We start from the raw sequence: 15819 nt of genomic DNA on the forward strand, positions 1-15819 counted from the left end.
AGCGTTCTTTTCGAATCCGGGACTTCAAGTCCCGGATTCGCCGTGTCAAAAGCATCCGGCAAATCCATGAATTGAATCATCTTTTCCGGCAGAGGAAAAAGACATGTCGAACGGATGGAAGGAATCGGCATCCGCCTGGATTGCCGAACAGGCGGAAGACGGTGACTACGGCCGCGTTTATGTTCTCGACAAGCCGATGCTGGAACGCGTCAGCGGACGCGGCTTTAAAAACGCGCTCGATGTCGGCTGCGGCGAAGGCCGCTTCTGCCGCATCCTCAAGGGCCTTGGAATCAAGCCGGTCGGTATTGACCCGACCGAGGAATTGCTGGCGCAGGCGCAGGCCCGGGACCCCGAAGGGGACTATCGTTTCGGGTATGCGGAGGCGCTGGAATTTCCGGATGCCTCTTTCGATCTGGTCGTAAGCTACCTCTCGCTCATCGATATTCCCTATCTGCGCAAGGCCATCGCTGACATGGTCAGGGTGCTTGCGCCGGGTGGAACCCTGCTGATTGCCAATCTCAACAGTTTCAACACGGCGGGACAACCGGGGGGCTGGCAGCCCGATATCAACGGCGATCCGCGTTTCTACGTTGATCATTATCTTGAGGAGCGTGTGGACTGGGTGGAGTGGCGCGGCATCCGCATCCAGAACTGGCATCGGCCGCTGAGCACCTACATGTCGCTTCTCCTTGGCCATGGTCTCACCCTGCGCCATTTTGCCGAACCGGCACCCTATGGCGGCGATCCCGACAAGGCCGATCGTTACCGCCGGGTACCCTATTTCCTTGTCATGGAGTGGCAGAAGGGCGGCTGAGCGCAAATCTCCGGTTTTCTCCATTGGAAAGGCAAGCGGGGCATCCTATAAGACCATCAATTCCGGCGGACGCCGGTCGATTTCCTGAGCAATGTAGGGCGTTATGAGCAATCCGGTTCTGGTTGAAGTTTTTCGCGGCGAAACAGTGGAGAGCCGCCATCGCGGCGCGGTTGTTGTCACAGATGGCGACGGCAAGATTGTCTATTCGGCTGGCGATATCGAACGGCCGACCTTTCCCCGTTCGGCGATCAAGGCAATCCAGGCGCTGCCGCTGGTGGAAAGCGGCGCTGCCGATACCTATGGCTTCGGCAATGAGGAACTGGCCATGGCCTGCGCGTCGCATTCGGGCGAACCGCTGCATGTGAGCAAGGCTGCCGACATGCTCGGCCGCGCCGGTCTCGACCTCTCCGCACTGGAATGCGGTGCGCATTGGTCATCCGATCAGTCCGTGCTGATCGCCCAGGCCCGCAGCATGCAGGAGCCGACGGCGCTGCACAACAACTGCTCCGGCAAGCATTCCGGATTTCTCTGCACCTGCGTGCATCTCGGCATCGAGACCGCAGGCTATTCGACCCTGGGATCACCGACGCAGACCATGGTATGCGAAGCCATGGAGAGCGTGACCGGCGCGGTTCATTCGCTGGATCATTGCGGCACGGACGGTTGCTCCATCCCGACCTATGCCATCCCATTGAAAAGCCTTGCCCATGGCTTTGCCCGCATGGCGACCGGCACCGGCCTGCCGCCGGTACGGGCCAAGGCAGCAAGGCGTCTGCTCGATGCCACCATGGCAGCCCCATACTATGTCGCAGGCACCAACCGCGCCTGCACGCGGCTGATGGAAATGGCGCCGGGGCGCATCTTCGTCAAGACCGGTGCGGAAGGCGTTTTTGTGGCGGCTTTGCCGGAATTCGGTCTCGGCATCGCGCTCAAATGCGATGATGGCGCGACCCGCGCCTCCGAAGCGATGATCGGAGCGGTTCTCGCGCGGATTTTCCGTGGGGATGCGGAACTGGAATCGAAGCTCGACCGGTTTGCCGACCGCGAAATGCGCAACTGGAACGGCATCACCTACGGTGTTGTCAGCCCGGCCGATATCCTGACGGAAGCCGATATCAACTGAGAATATTGCGCGCGACGATCAGCTTGTCATAACCGCTGGCATTCTGCCGGGCGAGATCCTTGGTCACCGCATCCATCCAGCGATGTCCGAGAATGCCGCCCCGGACGGCCTTCTCGATGATATTGTCGGTGATGACGGCGGAGCCGACACCGTCGACGACGCTGACATAAATGCCGGTGCCCGCCTGCCGGATCACATTGCCTGTGGCGGTGAGGTTGCGCATATAGGGGCCCCAGCCCAGCTTGATGCCGTAGAGGGCGGCAGTCTCGATGACGTTGCCCGTCACGGCAATATCCGCTTCGACGCTGATGCCGATGCCGAAACCAGGCGCGTCGGCGGGATAGGGCCCGATGGCGGTGAGGTTGCGCACCACATTGCCGCTGCAGGTGCCCATGCGACCGCCGCCATCGAAATTGACCATGGAAATGCCGCTGGCCGCGCCATCGACAATGTTGTTGGCGATCACCGCGCCTTCGAAGCCAAACTCGGAATAAAGCGCCATCTCGCCGCTGCCGGTGCAATTGTTGCCGATGATCTGCACATTGTTCCCGGCATTGGCGCGGACGGCGGAGAAGGCGGACCCCACCAGCACATTGTTGGAAACAAGCACGTTGCCCGCACGGAACACATTGATGCCATTGCCGTTCTGGCCGGTGCCGCCGCCATCGGCGCGGATATTCTCGACGCGGTTGCCGCTGACGATAGTCCCGTCCGGCCCCTGCGCATCGCGAAAGATCAGGATGCCGCCATTGCCGCAATCGCCGACATGGTTGGCGGTGATGTCGAGCCCGGCGGATTGCGACGCAAAAATACCGGCATCCCGGGCGCCGCTGATACGGTTGTTGCGGATACTGCCGCCGCACTGAGAAAGCGCGATGGCGTTTTTGCCCGATGCCGCGAAATCGCAATCCTCGATGACAATCCGGGTGACATTGGCAGCATCGACCAGCGCCTTGGCACCGCCGGCAAGCGGCTGGTTCGCGCCGTCGATGACAAGCCCGCTGAGGCGGATCTGCGCGCCGCTGCTGGCCCTCAGAAAGGAACCGCCGCCGCCATAAACGAGGCGGGTTGCGCCGGGAATGCCGGCGAGATTGGTCCGAGCGGGCAAATCCACGCCGGAAACAATATAGGTTCCGGGTTGCAGGAAAATCTGGTCGCCGGTCGCGCTCGCCTTCTGCAGGAGGGCATTGAGCGCCTTGCCCTGATCGTCAGGCGATCCGGGATTCAGTCCTGTGGATGCCGCTGCAAAAGTCCGGGCGGGCAGGAGTGCCCCGGCACCAAGCCCGGCCATACCACCGAGAACAAGACGTCTGTCGATCACGGGCTTTACCTCAGGTTCAGCGGTTGGACAGGCCAAGGATTGTATGTCTTTTGGCCAATCGATTGATGGCACTTGCAGCTTGGTCAGGCAAGGCATACCTTCACCGGATGAGCAGAGCTTTCACCAAGGAAGACGACAGCAATTCATCGATTGATCTGGGCGAGCGCCCCGTCAGTCCGCACCGGAATCTGGTGACCGAAAACGGTCTTGCCATGATCGATGCGGAAATTGCTGCCCTGCATGAGGAACTGGCCAAGGGCAATGCCGAGGCCGACCGCGACCTGATCGCGCGGGCATCGCGTGACCTGCGTTACTGGACGGCGCGGCGGGAGACGGCGGAGGTTTCCCATCCCGACCCCGCCAGCTCCGTGGTGCGCTTCGGCATGACGGTGACCATCGCCGACGAGCATGATACCCGCCACAGCTGGGCCATCGTCGGCGAAGATGAGGCTGATGCCAGCCACGGCAAGATTTCGCATGTCTCGCCCATGGCGCAACTGATGTTCGGCAAATCGCTCGGCGATATTTTCGAACTCAACGGCCGCGAATGGGAAATCATCGCGATCGGACTGCCGCAGGTTGAATCAGAATAACCAGAGAAAGCCTTAAACCATTCGCTTACAAGGGTTTTTTGGCTGGTTGCCCCAATTGAGCCGGAAAAGGCAGGCTCAGCTTTGCGGATGCATCAAAAGCCATTTCTATCTGCCCCAGAAGCAATAGCAGACGGTATTAGGGTCAATCCTTTGCCCGTTTCTAAAACCTCAAGTTCGTCACCAATTTTAAGATTGTAACGATCAAGAATTTCATCTGGAATAATGAAACCAACTTCGTCTCCGATCTCGATCAAGGTGACCACATACATGATCTGCGCCCCAGTGTTGCGAATGAATTACAACACCTGCAGTCAAGTGAATCAAGATCGCTGATCTCATCACTTCGTCTTACAGCCAGCCCTTCTTGCGGAAGATCAGCAGCGGGATGACGGCCGAGGCAATCATCATGCCGATGGCCATGGGATAGCCCCACATCGTCTTGAGTTCCGGCATGAACTCGAAATTCATGCCGTAGATCGAGGCCACCAGCGTCGGCGGCATGAAAGCGACGGCCGCCACCGAGAAGATCTTGATGATGGCGTTCTGTTCGATGGAGATGAGGCCAACCACCGTGTCGAGCAGGAAGGTGATCTTGTTGGAGAGGAAGTCGACATAGGTGCTCAGCGATTGGGTGTCGCGCTCCAGCGACTTGATCCACGCCTTCGTCTCTTTCTTGTAGCTGTTCTGCTCGGTAATGGCGGCGAGGTAGACCAGCAGGCGGCTCACCCCGGCAATGCTTTCCCGCACCTTCGACAGAAACGCACCCTGGCCGCCGATCCGCGTGAGGCTGTCGCGGAAATTCTTCGTCGTCATCGGCTTGTCATTGTCGGAACGGCGGAAGATCGTGTGGGAGTTCTGGTCGATATCCGAGGCGACGCCTTCGAGAATATCGGCAATGCGATCCGTCACGGCTTCGATGATCCCAAGCAGAATGGTCACGCCGCTGCATTTGTCGTTGATCAGCCCGTTGCCGGGCTTCGACGCCCGGCTGACATAGAGGCTGAAGGCGCGCGGCTCGGCATAGCGCACCGTAACCAGGAACGAACCCGTCAGGATGAACGAGATCGGGCTGATGGCGTGATGCTTGTCCTGGGTGAAATAGAGGATCGGCGCCGTCAGGTACTGTCCGCCATTTTCCGTGTAGAAGCGGCTGGACTCCTCGATCTCCACCATATCCTCGCGGGTCGGAATGGCCGTCTTGGTCCAGGTCTCGGTCTGGACATCCTCGTCATGGGTGGGATTGAGCAGGTCGATCCAGACCGTATTGTCAGGCAGGGCATCGCCGGCCTTGGCCGGGCGTGCGGCCAGATGATCAGCTTCAAGCGTATAAACAACGATCATGTCACAATGAACCCAGCAAGGTATCAATCAGCTTTTCCGCTGCTTCACCGATCACGGTCCCCGGCGGGAAGATAGCGGTCGCGCCGGCCTTCAGCACGGCATCGAAATCCTGGGGCGGAATGACGCCGCCGACAATGATCAGGATATCGTCGTGCTCGCGCCGCTTCAGCGCCTCTTTCAGTTCGGGGACAAGGGTGAGATGCCCGGCTGCCAGCGAGGACACGCCGACAATGTCGACATTGCTCTCAATGGCAAGCTCCGCCACTTCATCCGGTGTCTGGAACATGGCGCCGACGATCACGTCGAAGCCGAGATCGCCGAATGCCGTTGCAATCACCTTCTGGCCGCGGTCGTGGCCGTCCTGGCCCATCTTGGCGACGAGGATGCGCGGCTTTTCGCCGGTGCGCTTTTCATAGGCGGCGGCCTTGGCCTGCACCCGGTCGATCACCGCGCTCTTGCCGACTTCCTTGCGGTAGACGCCGGAAATGGTGCGGATATCGGCGACGTGTCGGCCATAGGCCTTTTCCAGCGCCAGCGATATTTCGCCGACCGTTGCCCGGGCCCGTGCGGCCTTGATGGCAAAATCGAGGAGGTTGCCGGCGCCGGATTTGGCGGCGCTGGTCAGGGCGGTCAAGGCGCCGTCGACGGCGGTCACATCGCGCGTGCCCTTGAGCTGCTGCAGCTTCGACAGCTGACGGGCCCGCACCTCGGCATTGTCGATCTTCAGCACATCGATTTTGACGTCATCGGCCGGCCGGTAGGAATTGACCCCGATCACCGGCTGCTGGCCGCTGTCGATGCGTGCCTGGGTTCGTGCCGCTGCCGCCTCGATGCGCAGTTTGGGAATGCCCTGTTCGATGGCTTTCGCCATGCCGCCGAGCGTCTCGATTTCCTCGATATGGGCGAGCGCCCGCGTCGCCAGATCGTGGGTCAGGCGCTCAACATAGGCCGAACCGCCCCAGGGATCGATGATGCGCGTGGTGCCGGATTCCTTTTGCAGGATCAGCTGGGTATTGCGCGCGATGCGGGCCGAATGGTCAGTCGGCAGCGCCAGCGCCTCGTCAAAGGAGTTGGTGTGCAGCGACTGGGTGTGCCCCTGGGTCGATGCCATCGCCTCGATCATGGTGCGCATGATGTTGTTGTAGGGGTCCTGCGCGGTCAGCGACCAGCCTGATGTCTGCGAATGGGTGCGCAGGGAGAGCGAGCGTTCGTCTTTCGGGTTGAAGTTCTTCTTCAGCAGCACCGCCCAGAGCAGGCGCGCGGCGCGCATCTTGGCGACTTCCATGAAGAAGTTCATGCCGATGGCCCAGAAGAACGACAGGCGCGGCGCGAAGGTGTCGATGTCGAGCCCGGCGGCGACACCCGCCCGGACATATTCAATGCCGTCGGCAATGGTATAGGCAAGCTCGAGATCGGCGGTCGCGCCCGCTTCCTGCATGTGATAGCCGGAAATCGAGATCGAGTTGAATTTCGGCATATTCTGCGAGGTATAGGAGAAAATGTCCGAAATGATCCGCATCGAAGGCTGCGGCGGGTAGATATAGGTGTTGCGCACCATGAACTCTTTCAGAATGTCGTTCTGAATGGTTCCGGCGAGCAGTTTCTGGTCGACGCCCTGTTCTTCGGCGGCAACGATGTAAAGCGCCAGAATCGGCAGGACCGCGCCGTTCATGGTCATCGACACGGTCATTTCGCCGAGCGGAATACCATCGAACAATTGCTGCATGTCGAGAATGGAATCGATGGCCACGCCCGCCATGCCGACGTCACCGGCCACGCGCGGATGATCGCTGTCATAGCCGCGGTGGGTGGCGAGATCGAAGGCGACGGAAAGGCCCTTTTGGCCGGCCGCCAGATTGCGCCGGTAAAACGCGTTGGATTCTTCGGCGGTCGAAAAACCCGCATATTGCCGGATCGTCCAGGGCTGCTGGACATACATGGTGGGGTACGGCCCGCGGATGAAAGGCGCGGAACCCGGAAACGTGTCGAGGTGGGGCAGGCCCTTCAGCGCCGCATCGCCATAGGCACGCTTGACGCGGATACCTTCCGGCGTTTTCCACACCGCTGCTTCCGGCTTGCGGGCAGACGCTTTGGGTTCTTGCCAGTCGATCTGGGTAAAATCGGGAACTCTCATTCTGCGGAAGCCTGCAATGTTTCATCGATGCGCGGGAAGGTCAGCGGCTCGCAGTGAACCACGCCATCCGTCGGCAGCGGCATATGGGGGGCATCAAGCACGGTCACTGGCCGCTCCTCCTTCGCAGGGAAAAGTGTCGTTCCGATGATCGCACGCGTGCCGGACCGGTATTCTTCGTTGCGCGCCGCCCGTGCTGCGATGATGCGCTGCTGGAAGCGGTCTTCGACCAGGCTTTGCAGGATGCCGCCTTCCTTTTCCAGCATCTGGAATTCCTTCCATGCGGCCTCGCACAGGGCGTCGGTCAGGGCTTCGATCGCACCCGAACCAGCTCCCGGATCGGCGACGAAGGCAAGGTTGCTCTCGTCGGCCAGTACCAGCTGGGTGTTGCGGGCAAGCCGCCGGGCAAACGGGTCGGGCAGGCCGTGGGTGATGGTGTGCGGCAGGACGGCGAGGCTGTCGGCACCGCCCACTGCCGCCGCAAAAGCCGCAATCGTGGTGCGCAGCGTGTTGGTTTCGCAGTCCTTTTTCGTCATCATCCGCATGGAGGTTTCCGCATGGATGGTTGCGGCAGACGCGGGAATGCCGCAGGCCTCCTGCAGGCGAGCCCAGAGGCGGCGCAGCGCCCGGAGCTTGGCGATGGACAGGAACTGGTCCTGATCGACGGCGATGGAAAAACCGATATGCGGGGCGGCGTAGACAATCGGCTGGCGCGCTTCCTCGAACAGGCGGAAATGGCCCGATGCGATGGACAGCATGGCGCCCAGCTCCTGCGCCTCCGTTGCTCCGGCATTGTGGTAGACGCGGCCATCGGCTTCCAGCACGATCCCCGGCAGGTCGGTGGAGAAGAACCCGGCCAGCGACTGCGGCAGGGATGCCTTGAGCGCTGCCAGCGTCATGCGCAGGCGGCCGGTTCCGGCCAGCGTTGCCGCGGGATCGATCCCCAGGGCGAAGCTCAGTGTCTTCGGGTTGATGTTGCGCGGGCGCATGTAATCGACGAACCAGTCGGCACAGGCGCGGCTTTTCGGATGCACGTCCATGCGCAGGTGGATCATCTCCAGATGCACGCCGCGCAGCACCTGATCGACCGCCTCGCGCGTTGACGGCAAACCGTAGCCAAACGCATTGGGCGCCCCTTCGAACACCAGCGAAATACCGGTCGCGCCGTTTTCCAGATCTTCCAGAAGCTGCCTGTTGGCGCGAACCGGGTCCGGATCGTCGATGCGCTGGACGATGTGCCATGGCTGCGCCGGATTGCGGCGCGGGGTCAGTTTGGCATTCTTGCGGCGTTCATACAGCGGCTCGATGGGAATGTTGTCGTCGGTCCGCGAGACGAGGGCCTCATGGAAATCAGTACCCTTCAGGGCCTTTTGCGCCAGTTTGACCCAGCCCTCGCGGTTTGCCGCGGCAAACGCCGTGTCCTTTAGGATAGACGTGTCCATGCTCACTCCCGGTCGAATCAAACCGGCTTTTCCGCCGAATGAGATCATTTCGGCCGGAAACCGGCGTCACTGTTGGTTTTCGGTACGCAAAAACGCAATTTGCGTCAGGCCCGATATTTCCTGCCAACTTTAGGGGGTGTTATGCTGCTTCGCAATAAAACAAAACATATGGCCCTGAGATATTGGGTCCGGAAAACCCGCTCCGGCTGGTCGATATGGTCCAGCTATCGGCACCGTCGACGTGACGGACCGGTAAATCCCTGCTTTCCGCGGGATCGATGCGGCCGGCAGCCGCCTTGATCCGGTTATTGATTTGACCGGCCGGGACCGCCGTCATTGCTGGTCCGGTAGCGGGGAACGAAGACCCGTCGGCCGTCTGACCGTGCCATTCCGGAACGTCCATTCCAACCCGGACGATTGCCGCGGTTGTCCCAGTAGCGCCTGCCATAATCGCGGCGGTAATAGTTCCGCCCGTAGTAGTTGCGCCCGTAATAGCTGCGTCCATAGCGCGGACCGCCAAAATAGACCGAATCATAGTAGCCGCCGTAGCCACCATAATAACCGCCATAGCCGCTATATCCCTGATAATAGGTGCCTTCCACGCACCCGGACAGCGCCAGGCCCGAAAAGCCGATCATGGTTGCGACGATAAGAGACTTGATAGACATCGGATGTACTCCCGAACATCATACTTGTTTACTCAAACAAGTTCAGCAGTGAATGGTTCCTTAAATTCTTCTGCTGTTCCAGCACATTTTGTACGACAACACGCGATGCGCAGTCACAATTCAGCTGTTCCGGTAATCTATTGTGTTCTTTATAGAAAGTTGGCGTGCGGCCCCACGTCAAAATCAACGCGCCGCGCGCAGGAAAACATATTCGATCCCGTCAATCTCATCCATTTCCTCGCCGACCTTGGCAAAACCCAGGCGCTGTACGATGCGAAGCGAGGGCGGGTTGTCCGGCGATACGGAGGCGGCAAAATGCTGGACGCCATGGACATCGCGCGCCCACTCCATGACGGCTTTGGCTGCTTCGGAAGCGTAGCCGTGGCCCCTGTCACTTCTGAAGATGAGATAGCCGAATTCGACGGCATTGCGCGCATAGGACTGCAGATAATCGGGATCGGGCCGGGTGTGAAACCGGATGTGCCCGATCATGCGGCGTTCCGCGGTCAATATGATCGCACGGACGGACCACGGCAGATAATCCGGGTCTTCGTCCAGACGCATCCGGCCAGCTTCAAGCGCACCGGGGTCCTCAAGCAATTCGTGCGGTATGGATGTTCCGGTCATGCGGCCGGCGTGGGCGAGATCACCGGCCAGGCAGGCGGTGACCGCATCGGCGGGCATGAGCCGTAAGGTGAGGCGGGGGGTGACGATGTCGTCGATGGCGGGTGCGGTACGGTCTGTGATCATGCGCAGCAACCTATCCGCCCGATTGAAGCTCATCAAGCGGGCAGCGGCCGGTCAGGATCGGATGGCCGATCCCTTGTCGAGTACGGCGCACAGCTGCACGAACTCGGTCGCCTCGATGGGCGTATCGCCGTTGATGTAAATTCTCGACACGTCCCGAAGCTGGGGAATGGCCATGCACGCCTGATCGACACTTGGATATTTGTGCTCTGTCGAAGCCAGATTGTTGTCGAGGGTGAGTACGATTGTTTCTGCGTCGCGATTGACATCAGATGGATCGATCACGGTCTGCTCCTGGTGCTCATTGACTTGCGAGCACCGATTTTACGGCAAACGGCAGCAATGCCAAGCTGCGAAAAACCTGCGCTGTGGATAACCTGTTAATCGCCCTAGCGGTCAAGGGATACCGGCAAGCCATGGTCGGCAGGCTGGTTATCGCCCTATTTCTTCCCCGGAAGGGGGCCAAAATCCAGAAAATTCAGAGCTAGGCGATGAGCGCTTCCGGCTTCTTGATCTCGATCTCGACAAAGGCAATCGCATGCGGGGAACCGTTCATGACATCGTGCTTGATGCCGGACGGGCGCTGATAGGACTGGCCGGCGGCCAGCGGCACGTCGGTGATATCGGTGCCGTTGTGAATGCGCAGGGTTCCATCCACCAGCATGACGACGAAATAGGGCCATCCATGCTCATGCCAGCCCGTGACGGCGCCCGGCTGAAAATCCCAGCGGGTTATGCGCACGGCATCATCGTCTTGCTGAACGGTCGGTATTGCGGGCAGATCGCACTGGAAGGCCAATTGTCATATTCCCGATTGATGGTGCAGTTTTCGTTGCCGATCCAATCCTGCCCGCGGCGGGAATGCAAGTGGCTCGGCCTGTTGTCACAGTCCGAAGCTGCAGGTTTCCGCCGTGCGGTCCCGCTGTCGCTGCTCGCGCAGTGCCGCTGCCGCATTCAGTCCGGCAAACAGGCACAGGGCGGCACACATCAGCGCGACGGCCAGGCTGAACGGCTTTCGCAGCGTTCTGGCGTGCAGCGCGAGGCCGGTGCCATACACCAGCAGGGCCGGCACGGCATAGAAAAGCACCTGAAGCGGACCGTCGCAATCCACGCCGTCGATGCCTTGCGCCTCGTATTCGTTGACGGGTAGTCCGCCCGCCAGAAGCGCCAGCGGCAATGCCGCAGCCAGTATGAAATATCCCAGCCATTTCAGACGGATGCTTGCCATGAACACTGTGATCTCAGGGAGCGCGAAGGGGATCCTGCAGGGAATGGGGCGGTACTTGGCCGGGCCCGGCTTGTTTCTTTGAGAACAGCGCAAGGGCTCCCAGAAGGGCAAACATAAGAACAAGCACGCCGATCACAAGGCATTTGTGTCTCATCAGGCATCTCCATTGTGACGTCGATGTGACTGTGGAACAGTTTTTTGGCAGCAATCGGGTCTCAGGTCAAATTCGGTCCGCTGGCGCGCGCCGAATGGGCGATGCAGACAAGAAAAAACCCGGCAGAACGGCCTTGCCGGGTTTTGGTTCAGATGGAAATCAGCGGCAGACGCGGACTTTTCTGACGATGATTCGGCCATGCACACGGTGCCGTTCCGTCCGGACGAAACAGTGGCGATTCCATCGGCGATAGTGACGCCGGTAGCCCGGCCGGTAATCGACGTTCTGGACAACGCTGCCCGTCGTGCCGGAAGGACTGGTGGTCTGGACCAGCGGTACGGAGAGCGGGGCCGCTTCGGACGGCGCGTTGAACGCCAACAGGGATGTAAGGGCAATCGCAGTGGCAAGTATCAGGCTTTTCATGTTGAACCTCTGAGCTGTTGACACCACAACAATACGTTGGCTTTGCGCCCGGTTCCCACATGACAAAAATTTTAGGTTCGGCGGCGCCGGGAAGGCACTGTTGCAATCCTAGGGCGAATCGCTGGCTTGCCACCCGGGCAGAGTGCGCTGTTCGTCCTCGGTCAGATCCACCGCAAAGGTGCCAATGGTCCTGTTTCCCTTGGCAAAGGCCAGGACCGACAGGAGACCTGTCACCAGGGCCGGGTCTTCGGCTTTCGGATAGATGTGCAATGCAAGGGTGGCCATATCGACCCACGCCCGTTCATAGGCGTCCATCAGCCATTCCGGGATCGGGGGATTGCGGTCATTGTTCAGGCGGGCCGCTTCAATGGTGGCGACAAGGGCAAAGGCGTTCCAATCCCTGAGCTTGAGCTGCCAGGCGATCCGCACGATTTCCGGGACGGCGGCATAGGCAGCCGTGTCCACATCCCCGTGATGGTGCAGGTTTTCCCACAATTCGTCCCAGGCGAGGGTGAAATCCCCCTGTTCGAGTGCCTGAAGCGCATCGGACGGGTTGTAGAGATCACGATAGCCGCTGCGAAGTGTGTACCAGCGCTCATCGGTCCAGGCCAACAAACTCATGACTGTCCCCTGCATGTTTTCACCGGGTCAATCAATCGCGTTGTTCCGGCGAAAGCAAGAACGTCTGCTAATCCTGATAAATATAGGATGCGCACATATCGCTGTTGCTGGCCGGCGCCTTGTCGCCGGTGAACACGGCAACCTCCGTCAGCCCTTCGCCGGCGCGCCAGGTGGCGACATAGGAAACATCGCCGGACCCGCACAGCCTGTTGCCGTTTTCCAGTTCGGGATCCGCAGGGGTTTCGACCTTGTAGACTGATGCGTTGAGATTCTTTCCATCGACAATGAAGTGGTCGCCGAGCAACGATGAAAAAGCCAGCGCCTCGCCATTGGCAAAGGTAATGCTGAAATCGTCCATTTCTATATCGCCGGTGATGCTCTGGGCCGTGTTGCTGTAGGCTGTATAGGTGTCACCATCGGCCCGTGATTGGCTGCCTTGGGCGGCGAGAATGAAAAAGGTGGCGGGCAGGAGATAAAGTAAGCGGTATTGCATGCGGGCCCTCCGGTCAAACCTGTCGGGATGGATCGCGATACTGCCGCACCCCTTCTGGACGATTTTGCAACAATCGTCTTGGCATTGATCTAATAGGCTTTTTCCGGCATCGCGCAAGCTCGAACGGCTGTCATCAAGCGCTTTAAAATTCCCTTTCGCGTCTTCCTGCACCGGGGCAGGTGGCACCCGAAGGCACAACGAAAACCGCCATTTGCCGGGTTATCGCTTCGGCAAACGGCTGAAATCGTCAAAACTGCCCGGTCACACGCAACCGGCCGGGCAGCGGCTGTCAGCGGCGGATGGCTCGCCCGACACCGACCAGAATGCAGGCACCGATGAATCCGGCGATGAGATAGCCGATCCAACCGGTCAGAACGATGCCGAACACCGATAGAATGGCATTGGCAAGAACCGCGCCGACGATACCCAGAATGATATTCATGACGATGCCTGTGTCGCTCTTCATGAACATCTCGGCCAGCCAGCCGGCCAGACCGCCGATAATGATGGCTGCAATCCAGCCCACGCCTGCAGTTCCCATATCAATACCCTCCGTTGTGAACATTCACGATCATTCAAACGGCGGATCGCGCCGTTTGTTCCGCGCAGCAAAATCTATTTCCACTGTTTGCCCGGCCGCCAGTCGTCCTCGTCGTCCCGTTCACGCAGCCAGCGCCTGATTTCGCGGCAGCTGCGCGGGCGGCCATCACTGATCCGGCCGTCGGTGCAGGGGTCGTAGCGCTCCCGCCGTTCCCGGTAGCGGTCACGGCGCTCGAGCATGCGCAGGAGTTCACGGCAGCTGCGCGGTTTGCCGTCGCTGTAGCGGCCATCGGTGCATGGGTCCGTGTCGTACTGGACGAAAAGGGCCGGCGGCTCGGCCGCCATGGCGGGAGCAAGGCTCATCATGAGAGTGGCCGAGAGCAGGGCATGGCAGAAACGTCGCATGGTGGTTCTCCGGAACCGATGCGATGGGAGTGGCGGGAAACATCGGTCCGCAACAGCAATCGGCGTGCACCATTGCCATAGCATTGCAAAATTATGGGCCGAGGTAACTTATTTGCCCGGCACGCCGCTGCCCCGAAGATGCGGTCAGGGCACCAGGTAGTGCTGGCCCCATTCGTTCCTGGGGATTTTTTCACCGATGCGGTATTTGAAAGCGACGATTTCCATATTGTCGTCATTCGTCGCGCATTTGAATGCCAGGTGATACCACTCGCCCCGGCTGCGAAAGGCCGCACCGCGCGATTTGATCGCGTGCTGGTCGACTTTCGGGTCGGCAAAGGCGTAGGCCAGCACCTTGTCGGGATTGTAGCCGTTCTGGTCCTTGCGGATGCGCTCCATCGCCTCCACATCGCAGCGCTGTTCGAGCCGGGTCTGCGGATCGAGTTTCTCGAGGCCGGTTTCCATTCTCGTGTCCATGGCAGCTGCCGATTGCAGGGAAACAGCAAGAATGGCGAACAGCAGCATTGGCTTTTTCATGGATGGGATCAGCCTTCTCTATCTGCCGGCGGGCCGTACCCTTGGCAGCGATGTTAAGGAATCAGGCGGTAGGCCTGCTTGTCGAATCGCGGGGAGAGGAAATTTGCCCAAAGCGGCAGGAATGTCAAAAACTTATGCCCGCCGCGCCGTTACGATCCATGTGCCCGTGGCGATGAACACGCCGTCCGGTGTCGCATAGGCGGCAAGTTCGCGCCGGATGGCCTCCCAGGCGGCCTCTGCCCCATCGGGAAACTGCCTGATATGCTCGCCGACAAAGCCGATCTTGAGGATGCTCAGCACTTCGTCGATGCCGCCGCCGCCGGTCGTCAGATCAAGCGGCGCGACACCGATGTCCGAAAAGCCGGCCGCTGTCAGGACAGAGCGAATACGCTCCGGCCTTGCCAGCGAAAATGCACCCGGCCCCTGGCCCGGCAGATCGGGGGCGGGAAGGTGCCGGCTTGCAACCCGGATCGGCATTTCGAACCATTCCACCTCACGCCGGTCGCGCCAGCAGGCGAAGGCAAGCCGCCCGCCCGGTTTCAGCGCCTTGGCCAGATTGGCAAAGGCCGCAACGGGATCGTCAAAGAACATCACGCCGAAGCGCGAGAACAAGCCGTCGAACCGGGCCGGGCCGAAGTCATGGGTTTGCGCATTGGCCTCGATGAAACGCACATTACCGAGGCGTTCGGCGGCCGCCTCGGCGCTGCCCGTGGCCAGCATCGACGGGGAGAGGTCGGCGCCCGTGACGCTGCCATCCGGCCCCACGGCACGGGCCAGCGCCAGCGATGTGCGGCCGCAGCCGCAGCCCACATCGAGGAAGGTCTCGCCCTGCCGCGGTGCGAGCGCCTTGATCGCCGCATCGCCGATCGGGCCAAGCATCCGTTCCAGTGCATCCTGCAGGACGATCCAGTTGTGTGACCGGCCGTCGTCCCAAACACCCGGTGTCCCTGTCTCCGGTTGGCTCGCATGGGGATCTGACATGGAAATCCTTGCTGTTGGAGGGCGCGTCACCGCTTCGCGATCATTCGTCCGCGCCGAGATCGAGATCGGCAAGTTCCTTTTCGCCGGCGCTGCGGGCTTCCTGCTCGGTCCTGTAGGGGCCGATCTGCGGGCCGGCGTCACCATCGATCACCAGAACATAATACCAGCTTGTATCATTCTTCTGGCTGACGGCGACATGGCAGGTCTGTTCGTTGCTCATGGGGATTCTCCGGCCTTCGGCGCACGATCTTTCGCACGCC

General features: G+C 60.4%; 21 protein-coding genes. 3 read left to right on the forward strand and 18 right to left on the reverse strand.

The window, feature by feature from the left end:
• Positions 1–103: 103 nt before the first annotated feature.
• Together AC1Q5O_RS01665 and AC1Q5O_RS01670 are read left to right on the forward strand one after the other, a co-directional pair.
• A complete protein-coding gene (locus tag AC1Q5O_RS01665) occupies positions 104–814 on the forward strand; it encodes a class I SAM-dependent methyltransferase (protein ID WP_492561703.1) in 711 nt (236 codons plus the stop codon).
• Positions 815–917: 103 nt separating this feature from the next.
• On the forward strand, positions 918–1937 hold the full coding sequence (locus AC1Q5O_RS01670; RefSeq protein WP_492561704.1) for an asparaginase: 1020 nt from the start codon (positions 918–920) through the stop codon (positions 1935–1937).
• Here AC1Q5O_RS01670 and AC1Q5O_RS01675 read toward each other — a convergent pair.
• Positions 1930–3258, reverse strand: a complete 1329-nt coding sequence (locus tag AC1Q5O_RS01675) for a TIGR03808 family TAT-translocated repetitive protein (RefSeq protein ID WP_492561705.1) — start codon at positions 3256–3258, stop codon at positions 1930–1932. The two genes, AC1Q5O_RS01670 and AC1Q5O_RS01675, sit on opposite strands and share 8 nt — an antisense overlap.
• 107 nt (positions 3259–3365) lie before the next feature.
• Here AC1Q5O_RS01675 and AC1Q5O_RS01680 point away from each other — a divergent pair, with 107 nt between their 5' ends.
• Positions 3366–3851, forward strand: a complete 486-nt coding sequence (locus AC1Q5O_RS01680; RefSeq protein WP_130268915.1) for a GreA/GreB family elongation factor — start codon at positions 3366–3368, stop codon at positions 3849–3851.
• Positions 3852–3943: 92 nt separating this feature from the next.
• Here AC1Q5O_RS01680 and AC1Q5O_RS01685 read toward each other — a convergent pair whose 3' ends face one another.
• The 17 genes from AC1Q5O_RS01685 to AC1Q5O_RS01765 form a co-directional block, all read right to left on the reverse strand.
• Positions 3944–4120, reverse strand: a complete 177-nt coding sequence (locus AC1Q5O_RS01685) for an AbrB/MazE/SpoVT family DNA-binding domain-containing protein (protein WP_492561706.1) — start codon at positions 4118–4120, stop codon at positions 3944–3946.
• A gap of 79 nt (positions 4121–4199) precedes the next feature.
• Positions 4200–5192 (reverse strand): magnesium/cobalt transporter CorA, encoded by a 993-nt coding sequence (gene corA, locus AC1Q5O_RS01690; RefSeq protein ID WP_223611443.1) that lies wholly within the window; start codon positions 5190–5192, stop codon positions 4200–4202.
• A gap of 1 nt (position 5193) precedes the next feature.
• Positions 5194–7326: a methylmalonyl-CoA mutase gene (gene scpA, locus AC1Q5O_RS01695; protein ID WP_492561707.1), complete on the reverse strand. Its 2133-nt coding sequence runs from the start codon at positions 7324–7326 to the stop codon at positions 5194–5196.
• Complete coding sequence (locus AC1Q5O_RS01700) at positions 7323–8765, reverse strand: methylmalonyl-CoA mutase subunit beta (RefSeq protein WP_492561708.1); 1443 nt, start codon at positions 8763–8765, stop codon at positions 7323–7325. The genes scpA and AC1Q5O_RS01700 overlap by 4 nt, the downstream gene beginning before the upstream one ends.
• 305 nt (positions 8766–9070) lie before the next feature.
• Positions 9071–9433: a hypothetical protein gene (locus AC1Q5O_RS01705; protein WP_492561709.1), complete on the reverse strand. Its 363-nt coding sequence runs from the start codon at positions 9431–9433 to the stop codon at positions 9071–9073.
• Positions 9434–9616: 183 nt separating this feature from the next.
• A complete protein-coding gene (locus AC1Q5O_RS01710) occupies positions 9617–10183 on the reverse strand; it encodes a GNAT family N-acetyltransferase (RefSeq protein WP_492561710.1) in 567 nt (188 codons plus the stop codon).
• A 51-nt stretch (positions 10184–10234) separates the two neighbouring features.
• Entirely contained in the window at positions 10235–10465 is a 231-nt protein-coding gene (locus AC1Q5O_RS01715) for a hypothetical protein (RefSeq protein ID WP_204276690.1), read from the reverse strand.
• A gap of 199 nt (positions 10466–10664) precedes the next feature.
• Positions 10665–10979: a cupin domain-containing protein gene (locus tag AC1Q5O_RS01720; protein WP_223611438.1), complete on the reverse strand. Its 315-nt coding sequence runs from the start codon at positions 10977–10979 to the stop codon at positions 10665–10667.
• An 84-nt stretch (positions 10980–11063) separates the two neighbouring features.
• A complete protein-coding gene (locus AC1Q5O_RS01725; RefSeq protein WP_492561711.1) occupies positions 11064–11408 on the reverse strand; it encodes a hypothetical protein in 345 nt (114 codons plus the stop codon).
• Positions 11409–11721: 313 nt separating this feature from the next.
• Complete coding sequence (locus tag AC1Q5O_RS01730; RefSeq protein ID WP_492561712.1) at positions 11722–11985, reverse strand: hypothetical protein; 264 nt, start codon at positions 11983–11985, stop codon at positions 11722–11724.
• A gap of 108 nt (positions 11986–12093) precedes the next feature.
• Positions 12094–12606, reverse strand: a complete 513-nt coding sequence (locus tag AC1Q5O_RS01735) for a hypothetical protein (RefSeq protein ID WP_464663010.1) — start codon at positions 12604–12606, stop codon at positions 12094–12096.
• A 67-nt stretch (positions 12607–12673) separates the two neighbouring features.
• Complete coding sequence (locus AC1Q5O_RS01740) at positions 12674–13099, reverse strand: hypothetical protein (RefSeq protein ID WP_464663011.1); 426 nt, start codon at positions 13097–13099, stop codon at positions 12674–12676.
• A 289-nt stretch (positions 13100–13388) separates the two neighbouring features.
• Positions 13389–13640 (reverse strand): GlsB/YeaQ/YmgE family stress response membrane protein, encoded by a 252-nt coding sequence (locus AC1Q5O_RS01745; protein ID WP_223611432.1) that lies wholly within the window; start codon positions 13638–13640, stop codon positions 13389–13391.
• Between the two features lie 74 nt (positions 13641–13714).
• On the reverse strand, positions 13715–14044 hold the full coding sequence (locus AC1Q5O_RS01750) for a hypothetical protein (RefSeq protein WP_346305641.1): 330 nt from the start codon (positions 14042–14044) through the stop codon (positions 13715–13717).
• Between the two features lie 144 nt (positions 14045–14188).
• The gene (locus tag AC1Q5O_RS01755; RefSeq protein WP_492561713.1) at positions 14189–14578 is read right to left on the reverse strand and encodes a DUF930 domain-containing protein; all 390 of its coding nucleotides are present in this window, start codon (positions 14576–14578) and stop codon (positions 14189–14191) included.
• Positions 14579–14710: 132 nt separating this feature from the next.
• Positions 14711–15559, reverse strand: coding sequence for a class I SAM-dependent methyltransferase (locus tag AC1Q5O_RS01760; protein ID WP_492561714.1), 849 nt, complete (start codon positions 15557–15559; stop codon positions 14711–14713).
• 40 nt (positions 15560–15599) lie between these two features.
• A complete protein-coding gene (locus tag AC1Q5O_RS01765) occupies positions 15600–15779 on the reverse strand; it encodes a hypothetical protein (protein WP_472461537.1) in 180 nt (59 codons plus the stop codon).
• Positions 15780–15819 lie beyond the last annotated feature (40 nt).

The organism is Phyllobacterium sp. MT110 (assembly GCF_058792715.1).